This window comes from Amycolatopsis decaplanina DSM 44594 (genome assembly GCF_000342005.1).
Classification (GTDB): Bacteria; Actinomycetota; Actinomycetes; order Mycobacteriales; family Pseudonocardiaceae; genus Amycolatopsis; species Amycolatopsis decaplanina.
This window is the reverse complement of record NZ_AOHO01000074.1, coordinates 463,254-479,338: the sequence shown is the minus strand read 5'-3', so window position 1 is coordinate 479,338 and position 16,085 is coordinate 463,254. Positions and strand designations below refer to the sequence as shown.

Genomic DNA, 16,085 nt, shown 5'->3' with positions numbered 1-16,085 from the left:
ATGCCCGAGACCCCGAAGGCCGACGATCGGCTCCAGGTGCTCGAAGCCATCACCGACACGGCGCTGGGCCACCTCGGTCAGGACAAGGTGATGGCCACGATCCTCGCGCGCGTGCGCGAGGTTCTCGGTGTCGACACGGCCACGGTGCTGCGGCACGACCCGTCGGCCCAGCAGCTGCAGGCGATCGCCGCGTCCGGGATCGAGGAAGAGGTCTACCAGGACGTCCGGGTTCCCGTCGGGGCCGGCTTCGCGGGACGAGTGGCCGCGCATCGCCGTCCGGTGATCATCGACCATGTGGACGAGACCACGGTGGTGAACCCGCTCCTGTGGGAACGGGGGCTGCGCACGCTGCTCGGCGTGCCGATGCTCGCGGGGGACGAGCTGATCGGTGTCCTGCACGTCGGGTCGCTGACGACGCGGGAATTCTCCGAGACCGACATCGAACTGCTGCGGCTGGTGGCCGCGCGGCTCGCGCTGGCGGCGCAGATCGAACTCTCGTCGACCGATCGTGCGGCCGCGGCGGCGCTGCAGCGGAGCCTGGTGCCCGCGGGGCTGCCCGCCGTTCCCGGAATGCGGTTCTCCGCGCGGTACGTGCCGGGCACCGAACCCGGGGTCGGCGGGGACTGGTACGACCTGTTCCCGCTGCCGGGTGACCGGCTCGGCATCGTGATGGGAGACGTCGCCGGGCACGGCCTCAACGCCGCCGTGATCATGGGAAGGCTCCGCAGCGTGCTTCGCGCCTACGCGCTCGAATCGGACGACCCGGCGGAGGTGCTGTCCAAACTGGACCGGAAGGTCCGGCATTTCGAACCGGGGACACTGGCCACCGTCGTATACGGGTTGGTGACGGCTTCGCGGGACAGCATGGCGATCTCGCTGGCCGGGCATCTGCCGCCGGTGCTCGCGGCGCCCGGCGGGCCGTCGGCGTTCGTCCCCGCCCCGGTCGATCCGCCCATCGGGGTCGCGGGTCCGGGGCGTCGAAGAACGACGGTCGACTTGCCCTCCGGCGGCGTGCTCGCCTTCTACACCGACGGTCTCGTGGAGCGCCGGAACCAGCTGATCGACGTCGGCTTGCAGCGGCTCGCCGAGGTGGTCACCGCCGACCAGCCTTCAGTGGTGTGCGCGCGGGTGATGGCCGCGCTCGTCGGCAACACGCCGGCGCAGGACGACATCGCCCTCCTCGTGGCCCGGTGCGAACAGAACTGAGTCACCGGACCGGGTGATTGGCGCGGAGGTTCACGGCCGCGAGCTCAACGGTCCTGGCGATCCGCCGCTCCCGGGTTTCCGGCTTCTTCGCCGTCAGGATCCATTCCAGGATCAGCCTTTTCGATGACGGCGGGAACTTCTCGAAATGGTCGCGGGCGGCCTCGTCGACGTCGAGCCGGGCACGCAGGTCTTCGGGGAGGCCGTCGTCGTCCGGCACGACCTGCCAGCGGCCCTTCTCCTTGGCGAGGTCGATCATCGCCTGCCCGCGCTCGGTCATCCGTCCCTCGGCGATCAGGCGGGCCGCCCGCTCGCGGTTGACCCGGCTCCACGAACTCCGGGGGCCGCGCGGGGCGAACCGCAGCCGGGAAGCGGTGGCGTCGTGCTTGCGGTGCAGCCCGTCGATCCAGCCGAAGCACAGGGCCTGCTCCATCGCCTCTTCGATACGGACGCTGGGGACGCCGCTGTCCTTGTGCCGGATGACCAGCCAGACCGCCTTCTCGGTCTCGGCGTTCTCGGTCAGCCAAGCGCGCCACTCGGCGGGTGAGGCGGCGCTGAAGATGGTCTCGTCCATGACCGGGTTCCTTCCGTCGTAACGTCTGTGACCATCATCGGAAGCAAAGCGCTCACCGAGTGAGCACTTTTCGAAGAGAGGCGGTCCCGGATGGAGATCTGGGTGAACCCGGCGTGCTCCAAATGCCGGTCTGCGGTGTCGATGCTGGACGAGGCGGGGGCCGAGTACACCGTGCGGAAGTACTTGGAAGAGCCGCCGACGGCGAAGGAACTGAAAGCCGTCCTCAAGCGGCTCGGACTCGAGCCGTGGGACATCACCCGCACCACCGAGGCGGTCGCGAAGGAACTCGAGCTCAAGACGTGGGGGCGCACGCCCGCCGACCGGGACCGGTGGATCGAGGCACTGGTCACGCATCCGAAGCTGATCCAGCGGCCGATCATCACCGCCGACGACGGCACGACCGTGGTCGCGCGGACCCCGGAGGCCGTGCGGTCGGTGCTGCCAGGCTGAAGGCGGCGGTCAGGCGTCGGGCCTCGTGAGTGGTAAGGACGGTTAGAACCGTCCTTACCACTCACGAGGGGTCACGCCAGCTTGCGGAAGAAGTCCCGGATGTCCCCCAGCAGCAGATCCGGCGCGTCCTGCGTCGCCCAGTGGCTGCCGCGGTCGAATTCCCGCCACGAAACGATGTTCGCGTGGTCCCGCTCGGCGAAGCGCCGCAGCGGCCGGAAGTCGTAGGCGAAACTCGCCAGCCCGGTGGGCGCGGTCGTCGGCTCGGCCGGGTGCTCGGTGTGCTTGTCCTCGTAGTAGAACCGCGCAGCCGAGGCCGCGGTGTTGGTAAGCCAGTACAGGGTGGCGTTGGTGAGCACGTGGTCGTCGCTCGTGCCCGACAGCAGCTGCGCGCTCCAGGCCAGCTGCCCGGTCGGCGAGTCGGCCAGCGCGTGCGCGAGGTTCTGCGGCGCGCTCTCCTGGAGTTTCGCGTAGCCGGACATGTCGTCGTTGAAGGACTGGAGGAACTGCATGTACTCCAGTTCCTTCTCGGTCATGCCCTCGAACTCCGCCGGGTCGCCGCTGGGGAAGGAGAACAGCTGCGTGACGTGCACGCCGATCACGTGCTCGGCGTCGACGCGGCCGACTTCGGGGGCGACGAACGAACCGGCGTCGTTCCCGTGCGTGCCGTAGCGCTCGTAGCCGAGACGGCGCATCAGCTCGGCCCAAGCCTGAGCCGTGCGGTACCGGTTCCAGCCCTTCTCACGGGTGGCGCCGGAGAAGCCGAATCCGGGCAGTGACGGGATGACGACGTGGAAGGCGTCCGCGGGATCCCCGCCGTGGGCACGCGGGTCGGTCAGCCGGTCGATCAGGTCGAGGTATTCGAAGACCGAGTTCGGCCAGCCGTGCGTGAGGATCAGCGGCGTCGCGTCCGGTTCCGGCGAGCGGACGTGCAGGAAGTGGATGTTCTGCCCGTCGATCTCCGTGGTGAACTGCGGGTACTCGTTGAGCTTCGCCTCCCACTTCCGCCAGTCGTAGCCTTCGCGCCAGTAGGCGACCAGGCGCTGCACGTACTCGAGGGGCACGCCGTACTCCCAGCCCGGCGTGACCGGTCCGCGCTGCACCCCGTCGGTCACCTGGTCGGCGGGCAGTTCGTTCGCCCAGCGGACACGGGCCAGGCGGCCGGCCAGGTCGTCCAGTTCGGACTGAGGGATGTCGACGCGGAAGGGTCTGATCTCTGTGTTCTCGTTCATGAGACCAAGGTAAACTTCCATTAGGAACATTCCGTTCCTAATGGAAGGGCAGCCTGAAGAAATGTTGGAAACTTCGGCACGACTACTCCGTTTGCTCTCCCTCTTGCAGACTCCCCGTGACTGGACCGGCACTGAACTGGCAGAACGCCTCGAAGTGAGCTCCCGGACGATCCGCAACGACGTCGAGCGCCTGCGCGCGCTCGGGTACCCGGTGAACGCGACCCGCGGTTCCGTCGGCGGCTACCGTCTCGGCGCGGGCGCCGACCTGCCGCCGTTGCTGCTGGACGACGAGGAGGCCGTCGCCGTCGCGATAGGACTCCGCACCGCGGCGGGCGGCACCATCGCGGGCGTCGAGGAGACGTCGCTGCGGGCGCTCGCCAAACTGGAGCAGGTGCTCCCGTCCCGGTTGCGCCGCCGCGTGAACGCCCTGCAGGCGTACACGGTGCCGGTGCCGCGAGACGAGCCCGGCCCGCGCGTAGACGCGAAGACGCTTACCGTGCTGACGGCCTGCTGCCGGGATCACGAGGTGCTGCGGTTCGGCTACCGCAGCCACGACGGTTCGGAGAGCGTCCGCAAGGTCGAGCCGCATCGCCTGGTGAACTGGGGACGCCGCTGGTACCTGGTCGGCTGGGACCTCGACCGCGGCGACTGGCGCACTTATCGCGTCGACAGGCTGACGCCGCGCGTCCCGGTCGGCCCCCGGTTCACCCCGCGGGACCTGCCCGAGGACGTCACGGACCGGGTGCGGCGCGGCGTCTCGTCCGCCGCTTGGCGATACCGGGCCGACGTCACCGTGCACGCGTCCGCCGAGGAGGTGACCGCGCGGATCAACCCGGCCGTCGGGACGGTGGAGGCCGTCGACGCGAACACCTGCGTCCTGCACACCGGCGCGGACAGCATCGAGACGATGGCCGTCCACTTAGGACTCCTCAATCTCCCTTTCCGGGTCACCGAACCCCCGCAATTGGTCACCTACTTGCGCACATTGGCCGACCGGTACCGCGACGCGACCGCAAGTAGGTGACTAATTGCGCGGGGGGTCACCGGGCGAAGGTGGTCAGGAACCGGTCCCGGAACGTGTCCATCCTCCAGACCGGCGCGGTCCGGTCCGGGTTCAGGCCGTCCCGCCAGTTCCACCCCGCGATCTTGCCGAGTACGGCCTTGTCCCGCGTGACGACGGTGATCGGGACGTCGTGATCCGCGCCCGCGCCGGCGACGATCGGGTTCGGCTGGTGGTCGCCGAGGAACACGAGCACGAGGTCGTCGTCCCCGTACGTCTCCACATACGAGATGAGCGAGTTCAGCGAATAAGCGATCGAGTCGCCGTACACGCCGCGAACCTTGGCCGGGTCGGTGAAGACCTCTTCGGGCGTTTTCCCCTGCGAGGGCATGGGGTTGTAGATCGACCCGTCGCCGACGGCGGTCCAGTCGACCATGTGGGGGAGCGGAGTCCACGGCCAGTGACTGGTGACGAGGTCGATTTCCGCCATCAGCGGCCGGCGGTCCCGCTTTTGGCTTCCCAGCCCGCGTTCGGCGCGCTGGAACGCCGAAAGCGTGAACTGGTCCGGCATCGTGGCATAGGAGAACGGCGGGCCGTGATAGCCGATCCCGCGTGAGTCGTAATAGCGGTCGTAGCCGTAGACCTTGCCCTCCGGCCAGTCCTCGGTGTGCGCCGGAACGACACCGACGGTCTCCCAGCCCGCCCGTTTGAACGCGCCGCCGAGGGTGAACCGGTCGGTCTTCACGAAGTCGTCGTAGCGGTGCTGGCTGTCGACCCAGACCCCGGATTGGAACGTGGAATGCGCCAGCCAGCTTCCCGCGCTCGTCGTCGGCGACGTCAGGAACGCGCTGCGCGAGCCGTATCCGGCGTTCTTCAGCCGCGCGGTCCCGGCGTCGAGGACCGCGTCGACCTTGGGCGCGATGTCCGAGTCCTGGACGGCCACTCGCCCGTAACTCTCGACGAAGGTGAACAGGACGTCCTTGCCGCGCAACGCGTTCAGCAACCCGGAAGGCGGAGTGTCACGGAAGGCGTCGACGGCGACTTCCCCGGCGAAGGCCTCCTGGTCCCTGATACCGGCCCGCACCTGGCGGAGGTCGTCGTAGGCAAAGGCGGCCGCGCTGCGCGACGCGAGCGGTTGTCCCGGGGCGAGCTGCGCGCCGGAGACCGCGCACACCATCCAGAGCACGCTGAGCACGGCCGTCACCCGGGTCGACGCGGTGCGCCGTCCGGCCACCACCCGGCTCAACCGCAGGACGGCCAGCGCCATCAGCACGGTCACGACCACGGCCAGCAGTGTCAGCCCGGTGAACGTCGCGATCGCCCCCGCTCGGCCGATCGACGTGCCGAGCAGGTCGACGCCGTTGCCGAGCACACCCCAGTCGAACACCGGGTTGAATCGCCGGTTCAGCGCGAGCCCGAAGCCGATGTCGATGGCCTTGAACACGGTCAGCAGCCCGAGGACCGCGCCGGCGGACACCGCGACGATCCGCCGGGCGCCGTCGCGCAGCATGAGCACGACCGCCACCCCGAGCAGCGCCTCCACCGGCAGCCGCACGAACGCCTCCGGCGTCAGCCCGTCGAGATCGTTCGGCGCGAGCAGGGCGAACAGCACGAGGACGGCGGACAGGGTCGTCGCCGCGCTGGACGCGATTTCGCGGGCGGCCGTCCGGTCGCCCGGCAGGCCCACCAGTGCGGGGCGCGTGAAAACCGACAAGGCGGGTTCCTTCCGGGTGGGCAGCCTTCACCGGATTACACGGACGGGTGGCCCCGGCGGTTCAGCCCGATCGCCAGGTGCGCAGCGCCCACCACCAGCCGACGGTGTGCCGCACGTGTGATCCGGCGTCGTCCTCCGGCGGGTCGAGCGACGTTCCGGTGATCTCGCCGAGCCTGGAGAGCCGGTACCTGACGGTGTTCGCGTGGACGTGCAGCGCCGCGGCCGTCTGGTCGAGCCGCCGCCCGTGGTCGAGGTAGGCCAGCGCGGTCGAGACGAGTTGCTCGTGGAAGGGGTCGCCTGGGGTCAGCTCGCTCAGCAGGGTGTCGCCGAGCAACGTGGCGAGCCCCGGCTGGGCGGCGAGCGCGGTCTCCACGGCCAAATCGGCCACCTCGTGCAGTCCGTTTCCCCGCTCTCGCGCGGCCGTCGGCAGAGCCATGACGCACAGGGCGTGCGTCCCGCGGACCTCGGTGAGCGGGACGGCCGGAGAGGCCACCATGAGGACGTCGTCCCCGAGCGCGGACGGGGTGGGAAGCCGCGGCGCCAGCCCGGCCAGCCGTCCCTCGACGAGGCCGAAGACGCCACCCGTCGCGCCGAGCCGTCGCTCGACGACCCGAGCCTGGTACGGATCGCCGACGTCGGAGAGCAGGCAGTGATAGCGCCCGCCCGGGTTCAGCCCGGTGTTCGCGACCTCCTCGGCCGAAGGCGCCGTCGTGTCGCCGCCCAGCAACCGCCGCAGTAACCGGGCGCGGCTGTCGTGGACCGTCCGGGAGAGTTCGAGTTCGGCTTCGTGATATCCGGCGATGACCTGGCGTTCGAGCGCGCGGGTGTTCCGGTCGAAGTCGACCAGCGCCGCCAGCATGACGTCGTCCGGCACACCGGCCGCCTTGCCGCGTTCGACGGCGATCTCGACCGCTCGGCTGCGACCCGCCTGCACCCCGCGCAGCAGCGCGGCGAGCGGCACGCCCTGCGCGGCCCTGTCCGTGCCGAGGACGGCGGCCGCGGCGTAGTCCTGCTCCCCGGCCCCGCCCGGCCGGTCGAAGGAGGCGAGTCCGGCGGCGAGGACGATCGCGACGTGCCGCCGGTTCTCGCTCACCGGCAACCGCGCCACTTCCGGCGACTCCGTGCGGGCGGCCCGGACCACTTCGTCGACCACGTCGGCGTCGGCCGCCATTTCCCGCAGCACGTCGTGGAGCGACCGGTGCGCCATCGCCACCGCCTTCCCGCGCGGATTGTGCCCGGTGCACAACGAAGCCGGCGGTCCTTGGCGACCGGCCCCTACCGAGGGTGTCCGGCCGGTTGGTTTCCTGTGAGCTACCGAAAGGTAACAGGCCCTCGCCGAAAGGTGCGCGTGATGCGGAAACGCCGGTCGCTGAACACCGTCCTCGTGACCTGCCTCGCCTTCGCGGCACTGAGCTCGGTGCCCGCCGCCGCGGCGGGCGACGGCCTTCGGCAGGTCCTGTTCGTGGGCAACAACTGGGAGGGGACCGCGGACGTCATCGCGCCCTCCGGCGACTACGCGAAGATCGCGCGCGTCGACATGGTGCCGGACAAGGACGAGCGGCTCACCGAGATCTACCTGAACCCGATCAAACTCGCGTTCTTCCTCGGTATCCGCAACGGCGTCGGCGAGGGACACGACCAGCTCGTCGACGATCTCTACACGACTCCGGACGGCCGTTCGGTCGTCGCGTCCCGTCCGAGCTTCGCCGACGTCGTGTCGATCGACCTCGCCACCGGCGGCGTCAACTGGCGGTTCCCGGTGTCGGGTTTCCGGTCCGACCACATGGCCGTATCGCCGGACGGCCGCAGCATCGCGGTCTCCGCGTCGACGTCGAACACCGTCCACGTGCTCGACATCGAGACCGGACAGCAGCTCGGCTCCTTCAAGACCGGCGACAAACCGCACGAGAACACCTACACCGACGGCGGCCGGTACCTGTGGAACAGTTCGATCGGCGAGGTGAACACCGCGCTCGACGCGCCGTGGCAGGACTTCACCAAGGGAGACCGGCGGCTCACCGTCGTCGACGCGACCACCTTCAAGCAGGTGAAGGTGATCGACATGCGCGAGCGCCTGGACGCTTTCGGGCGCAGCGATCTCTCCGACGCCGTCCGGCCGGTGGCCTTCACCCCCGACGAGTCGAAGCTGTACTTCCAGGTGTCCTTCTTCAACGGCCTCCTCGAATACGACGTCGCCACCGACCGGATCACGCGGTCGAAGACGCTGCCGAAGAACCCGGACACCAGCGAGGACCGCACGACCTGGGTCAACGACTCGCGTCACCACGGGCTTTCGATGAGCCCGGCGGGCGACAAGCTCTGCGTCGCCGGGACGATGGACGACTACGCGACCATTGTGGACCGTGCGAGTCTGCGGGAGGCTCAGCTCGTGAACGCCGCGAAGCCGTACTGGGCGACCGTGAGCGGGGACGGAAAGCATTGCGTCATCTCGGAAAGCGGATCGGACCAGGTGACCGCGATCGACTTCGCGACCGGCGCGAAGGTGAAGTCCGTCCCGGTCGGCGATCACCCGCAGCGGATCCGGATCGGCCACGTGCCCGAAGGCTGGACGGGGCCCGCGGGCCGGTAGTCTGCGCCGGTGAGCGAAGAGATCTGGGCGGCACTCGGTGCGACATCCCTCGCGGAAGTGCGACGGCGTGCGGCGGTGATCGACGCGGTCACCGAGATCGAGCCGATCGAGGTGGACGGCGCGGTGCGGTACGCCTGGAACAACGGCGGCGGAGAGTCGGCGGTCTGGTATTTCACGCCGGACGGGCGCGCGCTGCTGCTGACCTTCGACCACGAGTCGGACTTGAACCTGTACGCCGAGGGCGACTATCGGGTGCAGGAGGCGCTTTACGGCGGCGTCCCCGAGGACCTCGTCGCCCTGGTGCGCGACCGGCCCGAGAACTACGAGTCCCTGAACCTCGTGGATTCGGACTCGGGAGCGACGATCCTCTACGCCGGCGGCGTGTTCTGGTTCGACGGAGAGCGGTGGCGGCAGGCCGAAGGCTTCCTCGATCACTGCCGGGAGGAAGGCCTGGACCCGCTGAGCGAGTCGGGGTTCACCTACTGCCTCGGCGACTACCGGTTCGGCGAGGAGTTCACGCCCGAGGCGATCGTCGGGGACCGGGCGGCCGACGGCTGGTACGAAGACGACGCCGAACGGGAGAAGGCGCTGGCCGAGGTCCGGGAGATCTTCTCGCGGCTCGGCTGAGACGTCCGCTCAGCGCACGATCTTGGCTCCGCTGTGGCACCGTTTCAGGAATGAGTCTGCGCCTGGGGCCGTTGCTGCGGCATGTCGACGAGACGTCGGCGACGGTATGGGTCGAGACCGACGCCGCGAGCGAGGTCGAAGTACTCGGCACGACCACGAAGACGTTCGAGATCAAGGGCCACCACTACGCCCTGCTGGTGCTGACCGGTCTCGAACCCGGCTCGTGCGTCGAATACGAAGTGCGCGTGGACGGCGAAAAAGTGTGGCCCCTCGCCGATTCCGCGTTCCCGCCGAGCCGGATCCGGACACTGCCCGAGGAGGAATCGCGGGTCCGGCTCGTGTTCGGCTCGTGCCGCAAACCGCACGACGGTGACTCCTTCGGCCCGGACGCGCTGGCCGCGTATGCCCGCCGGATGGCGGCGGGCGAGGAAACCGAGTGGCCGCAGGCGCTGCTGATGCTGGGCGATCAGGTCTACGCCGACGAGACCACCGACGAGACGAAGGAATGGCTGTCCCGGCGCCGCGACACCTCACAGCCGCCGGGTACCGAGGTGATGGACTTCGAGGAGTACACCCACCTGTATTTCGAGGCCTGGGGCGAACCGGCGATCCGCTGGCTGCTGTCCACCGTGCCGACCTCGATGATCTTCGACGACCACGACGTCCGCGACGACTGGAACACCTCCCTCGCCTGGCAGCGGCGGATGCGCGCGCAGCCGTGGTGGAAGGAACGGCTGCGCGGCGCGATCATGACGTACTGGGTCTACCAGCACCTCGGGAATCTCGGGCCCGCGGAACTCGCCGATGACGACACCTTCCAGAAGGCCATCGGCTCAGGCGGGGACAACGCCGGCCTGCTCACCGCATACGCCGACGAGGCTGACGACGAACGCGACGGCACCAAGGGCGCGCGATGGAGCTATCGCCGCGACTTCGGCGGCGTGCGGCTGCTGGTCATCGACAGCCGGGCGGGGCGGATCCTGGCCGGCGGCGCCCGGACCATGGTCGACGACGACGAATTCGGCTGGATCGAGGAGAACGCCGCCGCGCCGTGCGACCACCTGCTGATCGCCTCGTCGCTGCCGTGGCTGCTGCCTCCGGTCGTCTCCCACCTGCAGTCGCTGAACGAGCGCGCCTGCGAACGTCCCGGGTGGCGCGGCAGGCTCGCGGAGAAGATCCGCCAGGCCGCGGACCTCGAACACTGGGCGGCGTTCCGGGCGTCGTTCGAGCGGTTGTCCGCGATGATCGCCCGCGAGGGACGGCGGGACGAACCGCCCGCCACCATCGCGGTGCTCTCGGGCGACGTCCATCACGCCTACATCGCCGAGGCGCGCTATCCCGAACCGGTGACTTCGACGGTCTTCCAGCTCACCTGCTCCCCGGTCCACAACGCCATGCCGCGTCCGCTCCGGCTGGCCTTCGCGGCCACCTGGTCGTCCTTGGTGGCGTCGATCGCGCGCCGCTGGGCCCGCCGGGGCGGCGTCGCCCCCGATCCGCTGACCTGGTCCAAGGTGTCCGGACCGCATTTCGGCAACGTCATCGCCACGGTTGAGGCCGAGGGCCGGTCCGCCGTCACCACGATCGAACAGGCCACCGGCGAGGGACTGGTCGAAGTGGCCAGACGGAGGCTGGCCTGAGCCCGTTCCGCGCTCGGTAATATCGGCGCGTGACCACCTCTGCCGAAACACTCGAGTTCCAGTCGGAGGCACGTCAGCTGCTCCAGCTGATGATCCACTCGATCTACTCGAACAAGGACACCTTCCTGCGGGAACTGGTGTCCAACGCCTCCGACGCACTGGACAAACTCCGCCTCGAAGCGTTCCGCGACAAGGAACTCCAGGCGGACACCGACGATCTCCACATCGAGATCGCGACCGACCCCGAAAACCGCACCCTCACCGTGCGGGACAACGGAATCGGGATGAGCCGGGACGACGTCGTGGCGCTGATCGGCACGATCGCGAAATCCGGCACCGCCGAATTCCTGAAGAAACTGAAAGAGACCAAGGATTCCGCTGCCTCGCAGGATCTGATCGGCCAATTCGGCATCGGCTTCTACGCCAGCTTCATGGTGGCCGACAAGGTCACGCTGCTGACCCGCCGCGCCGGATCGGACGAGGGCGTCCGGTGGGAGTCCGAGGGCGAAGGCACGTACACCATCGAGACGGTTCCGGACCTGCCCCAGGGTACGTCGGTCGTCCTGCACCTCAAGCCCGAGGACGCCGAGGACCAGCTCTTCGACTACACCTCGGCCACGAAGATCAAGCAGATCGTCAAGAAGTACTCGGACTTCATCACCTGGCCGATCCGGATGACCGAGGGCGAAGAGGTCGTCACGGTCAACTCGATGAAGGCGCTGTGGGCCCGCCCCTCCAGTGACGTCACCGAAGACGAGTACAACGAGTTCTACAAGCACGTCGCGCACGACTGGAACGACCCGCTGGAGACGATCCGGCTCCAGGCCGAGGGCACCTTCGAGTACCAGGCGCTGCTGTTCCTGCCGGGGCACGCGCCGCTCGACCTGTTCATGCGGGAGCGCAAACGCGGCGTCCAGCTGTACGTGAAGCGCGTCTTCATCATGGACGACTGCGAAGCGCTGATGCCGGAGTACCTGCGTTTCGTGAAGGGCGTCGTCGACGCGCAGGACCTCTCGCTCAATGTCTCGCGCGAGATCCTGCAGCAGGACCGGCAGATCCAGCTGATCCGCCGTCGCCTGGTCAAGAAGGTCCTCTCGACGGTCAAGACCTTGATGGCCGACGAGAACCGCTACAAGTACGAGACGTTCTGGAAGGAGTTCGGCCGCGCCGTCAAGGAAGGCCTGCTGGACGACCACGAGAACCGCACCGCGATCCTCGACATCTGCTCGTTCGCCTCGACGAACGACCCGGAGAAGCTCACGTCGCTGCGCGAGTACGTCGAGCGGATGAAGGACGGCCAGGAGCACATCTACTACCTGACCGGTGAGTCGCGGCAGAGCATCGAGAACTCCCCGCATCTGGAAGCCTTCCAGGCCAAGGGGTACGAGGTCCTCGTGCTCACCGACCCGATCGACGAGATGTGGGTCGACGCCGTCTCCGGCTACGAGGAGAAGCAGTTCCAGTCGGTCGCGAAGGGCGAGGTCGAACTCGACTCCGACACCACCGACGAGCAGAAGGAGGAGTTCTCCGGGCTGCTGACCTGGCTGACGACGACGCTCGCGGACCAGGTCAAGGAGGTCCGGCTCTCGTCGCGGCTGACGACGTCGCCCGCCTGCATCGTCGGCGACACGAACGACGTCACCCCGACGCTGGAGAAGATGTACCGCGCGATGGGCCAGGAACTGCCGCAGATCAAGCGGATCCTGGAACTCAACCCGGGGCACCCGCTGGTGTCCGGGCTGCGGTCGTCGTTCGCCGAGAAGGGTGAGTCGGAGGGGCTCGCGGAGACCGCGGAACTGCTGTACGGCATGGCTCTGCTGGCCGAAGGCGGGGAACTCGGTGATCCGGCGCGCTTCACGAAGCTGCTGGCCACCCACCTGCAGAAGACCCTGTGAACACCGACCTCGCGTGATTGAAGACCGAACTCGCGTGATTGAACCCGGAACACGCTGTTCCGGGTTCAATCACGCGAGATCCGGGTCCAGACACGCGTGATCGGTGTTCAGGGCCGGGTCTTCCAGAGCACCAGTACGAAGTACGGCGTCCCGACCATCGCGATGACCAGGCCGGCGGGGATCTGGGCCGGTGCGATGACCGTCCGCCCGAGGGTGTCAGCGACGCTCACCAGCAGCGCCCCGAGCGCCGCGGCCACCGGGATCACCCGGCCGTGGCGTCCGCCGACCAGCGAACGCGCCAGATGCGGGGCGACCAGCCCGACGAACGCGACCACGCCGATCGCGGACACCGCGGTGGCCGCCAGGATCCCGGAAGCGCCCAGCACCACCAGCCGCGACCGCTCGATCCGCATTCCGAGCACACGCGGGGTGTCCTCGTCGAGGGCGTGCAGATCCAGTTCGCGGTGCTTGACCCACAACAACGGTGTCAGCGCGAGGAGCGCCAGCGCCACCGGCGCGACCTGCTCCAGTGTGCGGCCGTAGGTCGATCCCGAAAGCCAGGTCAGCGCCTTGGCCGAATTCCACGGGTCGGAGATCACGATCAGCAGCGTGATCAGCGCCATCCCGGCCGACCAGACCGCGATGCCGATGATCACCAGCCGGTCCGAATCCAGTCCCGACCGCCACGCCAGCCCGTAGACCAGCAGGAACACCACGGCCGCGCCGAGACCGGCGGCACCGGCGATCGCCCAGGCGCCGACCGCGGGGACGATGGTGATCAGCGTGATCGCGCCGAGCCCGGCGCCCGCGGTGATGCCGAGCAAGCCGGGTTCGGCGAGCGGGTTGCGGCTGACCGACTGGATCCCGCAGCCGGACACCGCCAGTGCGGCGCCGGCGAGCAACGCGGCCAGCACCCGCGGAAGTCGTTGGTCCAGCACGAAGGTGAGCGCGGTCCCGGTGTTGCCGGTGACCCAGTTCGCGAGGTCGCCGAGCAGCACCAGGCGGTCGCCCAGCATCAGGCCCACTACCGGGATGACGGCGAGCAGCGCCACCAAGACGACGGAAATGGCCACGAGCCGCCGGGTCGATCCGGCGACCCCGACCCGGCCGGCCGGAGCCGGACGACGCGAGCCGCTTCCCCGGCCGCGCCGCGCCAGCCACACCATCACGACGGCGCCGACGATCGTGGTCACCACACCCGTCGGCACCCGCACGGCGGCGGCCGAACCCATGATCGCCCGCAGGACGACGTCGGCACCGAGCACCGTCACCACGCCGACCAGCCCGGAAACCGGCAGCAGCGCGCGATGCTTGGCGATCGGCAGCAGCAGCCGCGTGATCACCGGCGCGCTCAGCCCGACGAACCCGACCGGCCCGGCGACGGTCACCGCCGCCGCGGTCAGCGCGACGGTCAGCACCACCGCGGTGACCCGTGTCCGGCGGACCCGCAGGCCGAGCACGGTCGCGTTGTCGTCGCCGAGGGCGAGGACGTCGAGTTTGCGGCCCATCGCGATGAGCGCCGCCACGGCGAGCACCACGATCGGCGTCATCTGGCCGGTCGCGCGCAGATCGGAAACGGTCAGGGAACCACTGCCCCAGGCGAACAGCCCGGACGTCTCCTGCTCGAAAAGGAGCAGCAGCAGGATGGTCACCGACTGGAGCGCCAGCAGCACCGCCGAGCCGACCAGCACCAGCCGCGGACTCGCCGAACCGCCGCCCGCCAGGCCCAGCACGATCACGGCCGCGGCGAGGCCGCCCACGAACGCCGCCCCGCCCACCGGGACCAGCGGCAGCGAAAGCCCGAACGCGGAGATGGCCACCACGGCGAAATGCGCGCCCGCGTTGACCGCGAGCGTGTCGGGTGAGGCGAGCGGGTTCCGCGCCACGGACTGCATTCCCGCGCCCGCGACACCGAGCGCGACCCCGAGCAGCAGCGCGGCGAGCAGCCGGGGGACGCGCGAACCCTCGAGTACCGCGAGGGTCTGCGCGTCGCCCTGGCCGAAGATCGCCTTCACCACGTCCAGCGGACCGGACGTCGACGTGCCCTGGGTCAGGTGGATGCCGGCGAGGACGGCGATCAGCACCACCAGTCCCGCCGATACCACCGCGGTGCGGATCGTCTGCGGCGGCCGCACTGTTTCGACGAGTCCTCGGCGGGGAGAAGTACCTCGGACCTTGGTGGTCATCAGGCGGTGATGGCCTTCACGATCTGGTCGGCGGTCATGATGACCGACTTCGGGCCGCCGAAGGTCCACGTGCCCGACTCCAGTTTGTGGATCTTCTTCGACACCACGAACGGCAGCCGCTGGTAGACGGCGTTCTGCGCGAGCCCGGTGGTGAAGACGTCCTCTTCGGAGGCGCTGTAGAACAGCACGGTCTTCGGGTCGGTGAGCGCGGTCAGGCCCTCGACGTCGGTCTGGCCGAGACCCCACTGCGGATCGACCTTGCCGGTCCAGGCGTTCTTCAGGCCGACGGCCTCGGCGGTGTCGGAGACCAGGGATCCCTTGCCGAACGGGCGGATGCTGACGGTGCTGCCCTCGAGGTAGCCGTCCGCCATCAGGAACGGGGTGCCCGCGGCGCCCTTGCCCTCGACGGCCTTCTTGCCCTCGGCGAGTTTGGCGTCCATTTCGGACAGTTGCCTGTCCGCCTCGGCCTCCTTGCCGACCGTCTTCGCGATCAGCTTGAAATCCTCGCGCAGGCGGTCGAAGTTGCGGCTCGCGTCGCTGGACTTGGTGACCACGACCGGCACGTACTTCTCGATCTGCGGCACCAGCGTCGAGTCGCGCTCGTCGGCGATGATGACGACGTCGGGGTTCAGCCCGACGATCGCGTCGACACTGGGTTCGTTGCGCTTGCCGACGTCCTTGACCTCGGCGGTCAGCGGGGCGGCCTTGTCCCAGACGTTGTAGCCCGCGACGTCCGCGGCACCGACCGGCATGACACCGAGCGAAGCGACCATCTCGGCCTCGCCCCACTCGAGCGCGACGACCCGCTTGGCGGGTGCCTTGAGGTTGACGGCCTTTCCGCGCGCGTCGGTCACCGTGACCGGTCCGCTCGCGACCGCGGAGTCGCTCGGCGCGGCCGCGGTGTTCTCGGTGGTGCCGCAGGCGGACAGCAGCAGGGCCGTCGCCGCGACGAGGGCGGCAGGGGTCAGCAAACGCATGGT

Annotated in this window: 13 protein-coding genes; 7 read left to right on the top strand and 6 right to left on the bottom strand. The window is 69.2% G+C overall.

Annotation, left to right across the window (positions count from 1 at the left end):
• On the top strand, nucleotides 1-1,206 hold the full coding sequence (locus H074_RS32160; protein ID WP_007034264.1) for a PP2C family protein-serine/threonine phosphatase: 1,206 nt from the start codon (nucleotides 1-3) through the stop codon (nucleotides 1,204-1,206).
• A 1-nt stretch (nucleotide 1,207) separates the two neighbouring features.
• Here H074_RS32160 and H074_RS32155 read toward each other — a convergent pair whose 3' ends face one another.
• A complete protein-coding gene (locus H074_RS32155) occupies nucleotides 1,208-1,777 on the bottom strand; it encodes a YdeI/OmpD-associated family protein (RefSeq protein ID WP_007034263.1) in 570 nt (189 codons plus the stop codon).
• Between the two features lie 90 nt (nucleotides 1,778-1,867).
• Between H074_RS32155 and H074_RS32150 the strand changes: the two genes are divergently transcribed.
• Complete coding sequence (locus H074_RS32150) at nucleotides 1,868-2,227, top strand: arsenate reductase family protein (protein WP_007034262.1); 360 nt, start codon at nucleotides 1,868-1,870, stop codon at nucleotides 2,225-2,227.
• A gap of 71 nt (nucleotides 2,228-2,298) precedes the next feature.
• Here H074_RS32150 and H074_RS32145 read toward each other — a convergent pair whose 3' ends face one another.
• Nucleotides 2,299-3,456 (bottom strand): epoxide hydrolase family protein, encoded by a 1,158-nt coding sequence (locus tag H074_RS32145; RefSeq protein WP_007034261.1) that lies wholly within the window; start codon nucleotides 3,454-3,456, stop codon nucleotides 2,299-2,301.
• 61 nt (nucleotides 3,457-3,517) lie between these two features.
• Here H074_RS32145 and H074_RS32140 point away from each other — a divergent pair, with 61 nt between their 5' ends.
• Entirely contained in the window at nucleotides 3,518-4,480 is a 963-nt protein-coding gene (locus H074_RS32140; protein WP_039923771.1) for a helix-turn-helix transcriptional regulator, read from the top strand.
• Nucleotides 4,481-4,496: 16 nt separating this feature from the next.
• On the opposite strand, the gene H074_RS32135 is transcribed toward H074_RS32140, so the two are convergent.
• Both H074_RS32135 and H074_RS32130 read right to left on the bottom strand, forming a co-directional pair.
• Nucleotides 4,497-6,170: an alkaline phosphatase family protein gene (locus H074_RS32135; RefSeq protein ID WP_007034259.1), complete on the bottom strand. Its 1,674-nt coding sequence runs from the start codon at nucleotides 6,168-6,170 to the stop codon at nucleotides 4,497-4,499.
• A 61-nt stretch (nucleotides 6,171-6,231) separates the two neighbouring features.
• On the bottom strand, nucleotides 6,232-7,377 hold the full coding sequence (locus H074_RS32130; RefSeq protein ID WP_007034258.1) for an RsbRD N-terminal domain-containing protein: 1,146 nt from the start codon (nucleotides 7,375-7,377) through the stop codon (nucleotides 6,232-6,234).
• 144 nt (nucleotides 7,378-7,521) lie between these two features.
• Between H074_RS32130 and H074_RS32125 the strand changes: the two genes are divergently transcribed.
• The 4 genes from H074_RS32125 to htpG are packed head-to-tail and all read left to right on the top strand — an operon-like array spanning nucleotide 7,522 to nucleotide 12,919.
• Nucleotides 7,522-8,760, top strand: coding sequence for a YncE family protein (locus H074_RS32125; RefSeq protein WP_007034257.1), 1,239 nt, complete (start codon nucleotides 7,522-7,524; stop codon nucleotides 8,758-8,760).
• Between the two features lie 9 nt (nucleotides 8,761-8,769).
• Entirely contained in the window at nucleotides 8,770-9,387 is a 618-nt protein-coding gene (locus H074_RS32120; RefSeq protein ID WP_007034256.1) for a hypothetical protein, read from the top strand.
• Nucleotides 9,388-9,437: 50 nt separating this feature from the next.
• Nucleotides 9,438-11,024 (top strand): alkaline phosphatase D family protein, encoded by a 1,587-nt coding sequence (locus H074_RS32115; RefSeq protein ID WP_039923768.1) that lies wholly within the window; start codon nucleotides 9,438-9,440, stop codon nucleotides 11,022-11,024.
• Between the two features lie 29 nt (nucleotides 11,025-11,053).
• The gene (gene htpG / locus H074_RS32110) at nucleotides 11,054-12,919 is read left to right on the top strand and encodes a molecular chaperone HtpG (protein ID WP_007034254.1); all 1,866 of its coding nucleotides are present in this window, start codon (nucleotides 11,054-11,056) and stop codon (nucleotides 12,917-12,919) included.
• Between the two features lie 107 nt (nucleotides 12,920-13,026).
• Here the strand turns inward: htpG and H074_RS32105 are convergent, their stop codons facing one another.
• Entirely contained in the window at nucleotides 13,027-15,105 is a 2,079-nt protein-coding gene (locus H074_RS32105; protein WP_235096925.1) for an iron ABC transporter permease, read from the bottom strand.
• Nucleotides 15,105-16,082, bottom strand: a complete 978-nt coding sequence (locus H074_RS32100; protein WP_007034252.1) for an ABC transporter substrate-binding protein — start codon at nucleotides 16,080-16,082, stop codon at nucleotides 15,105-15,107. Before H074_RS32100 ends, H074_RS32105 begins: the two co-directional genes overlap by 1 nt.
• Nucleotides 16,083-16,085: the final 3 nt, after the last annotated feature.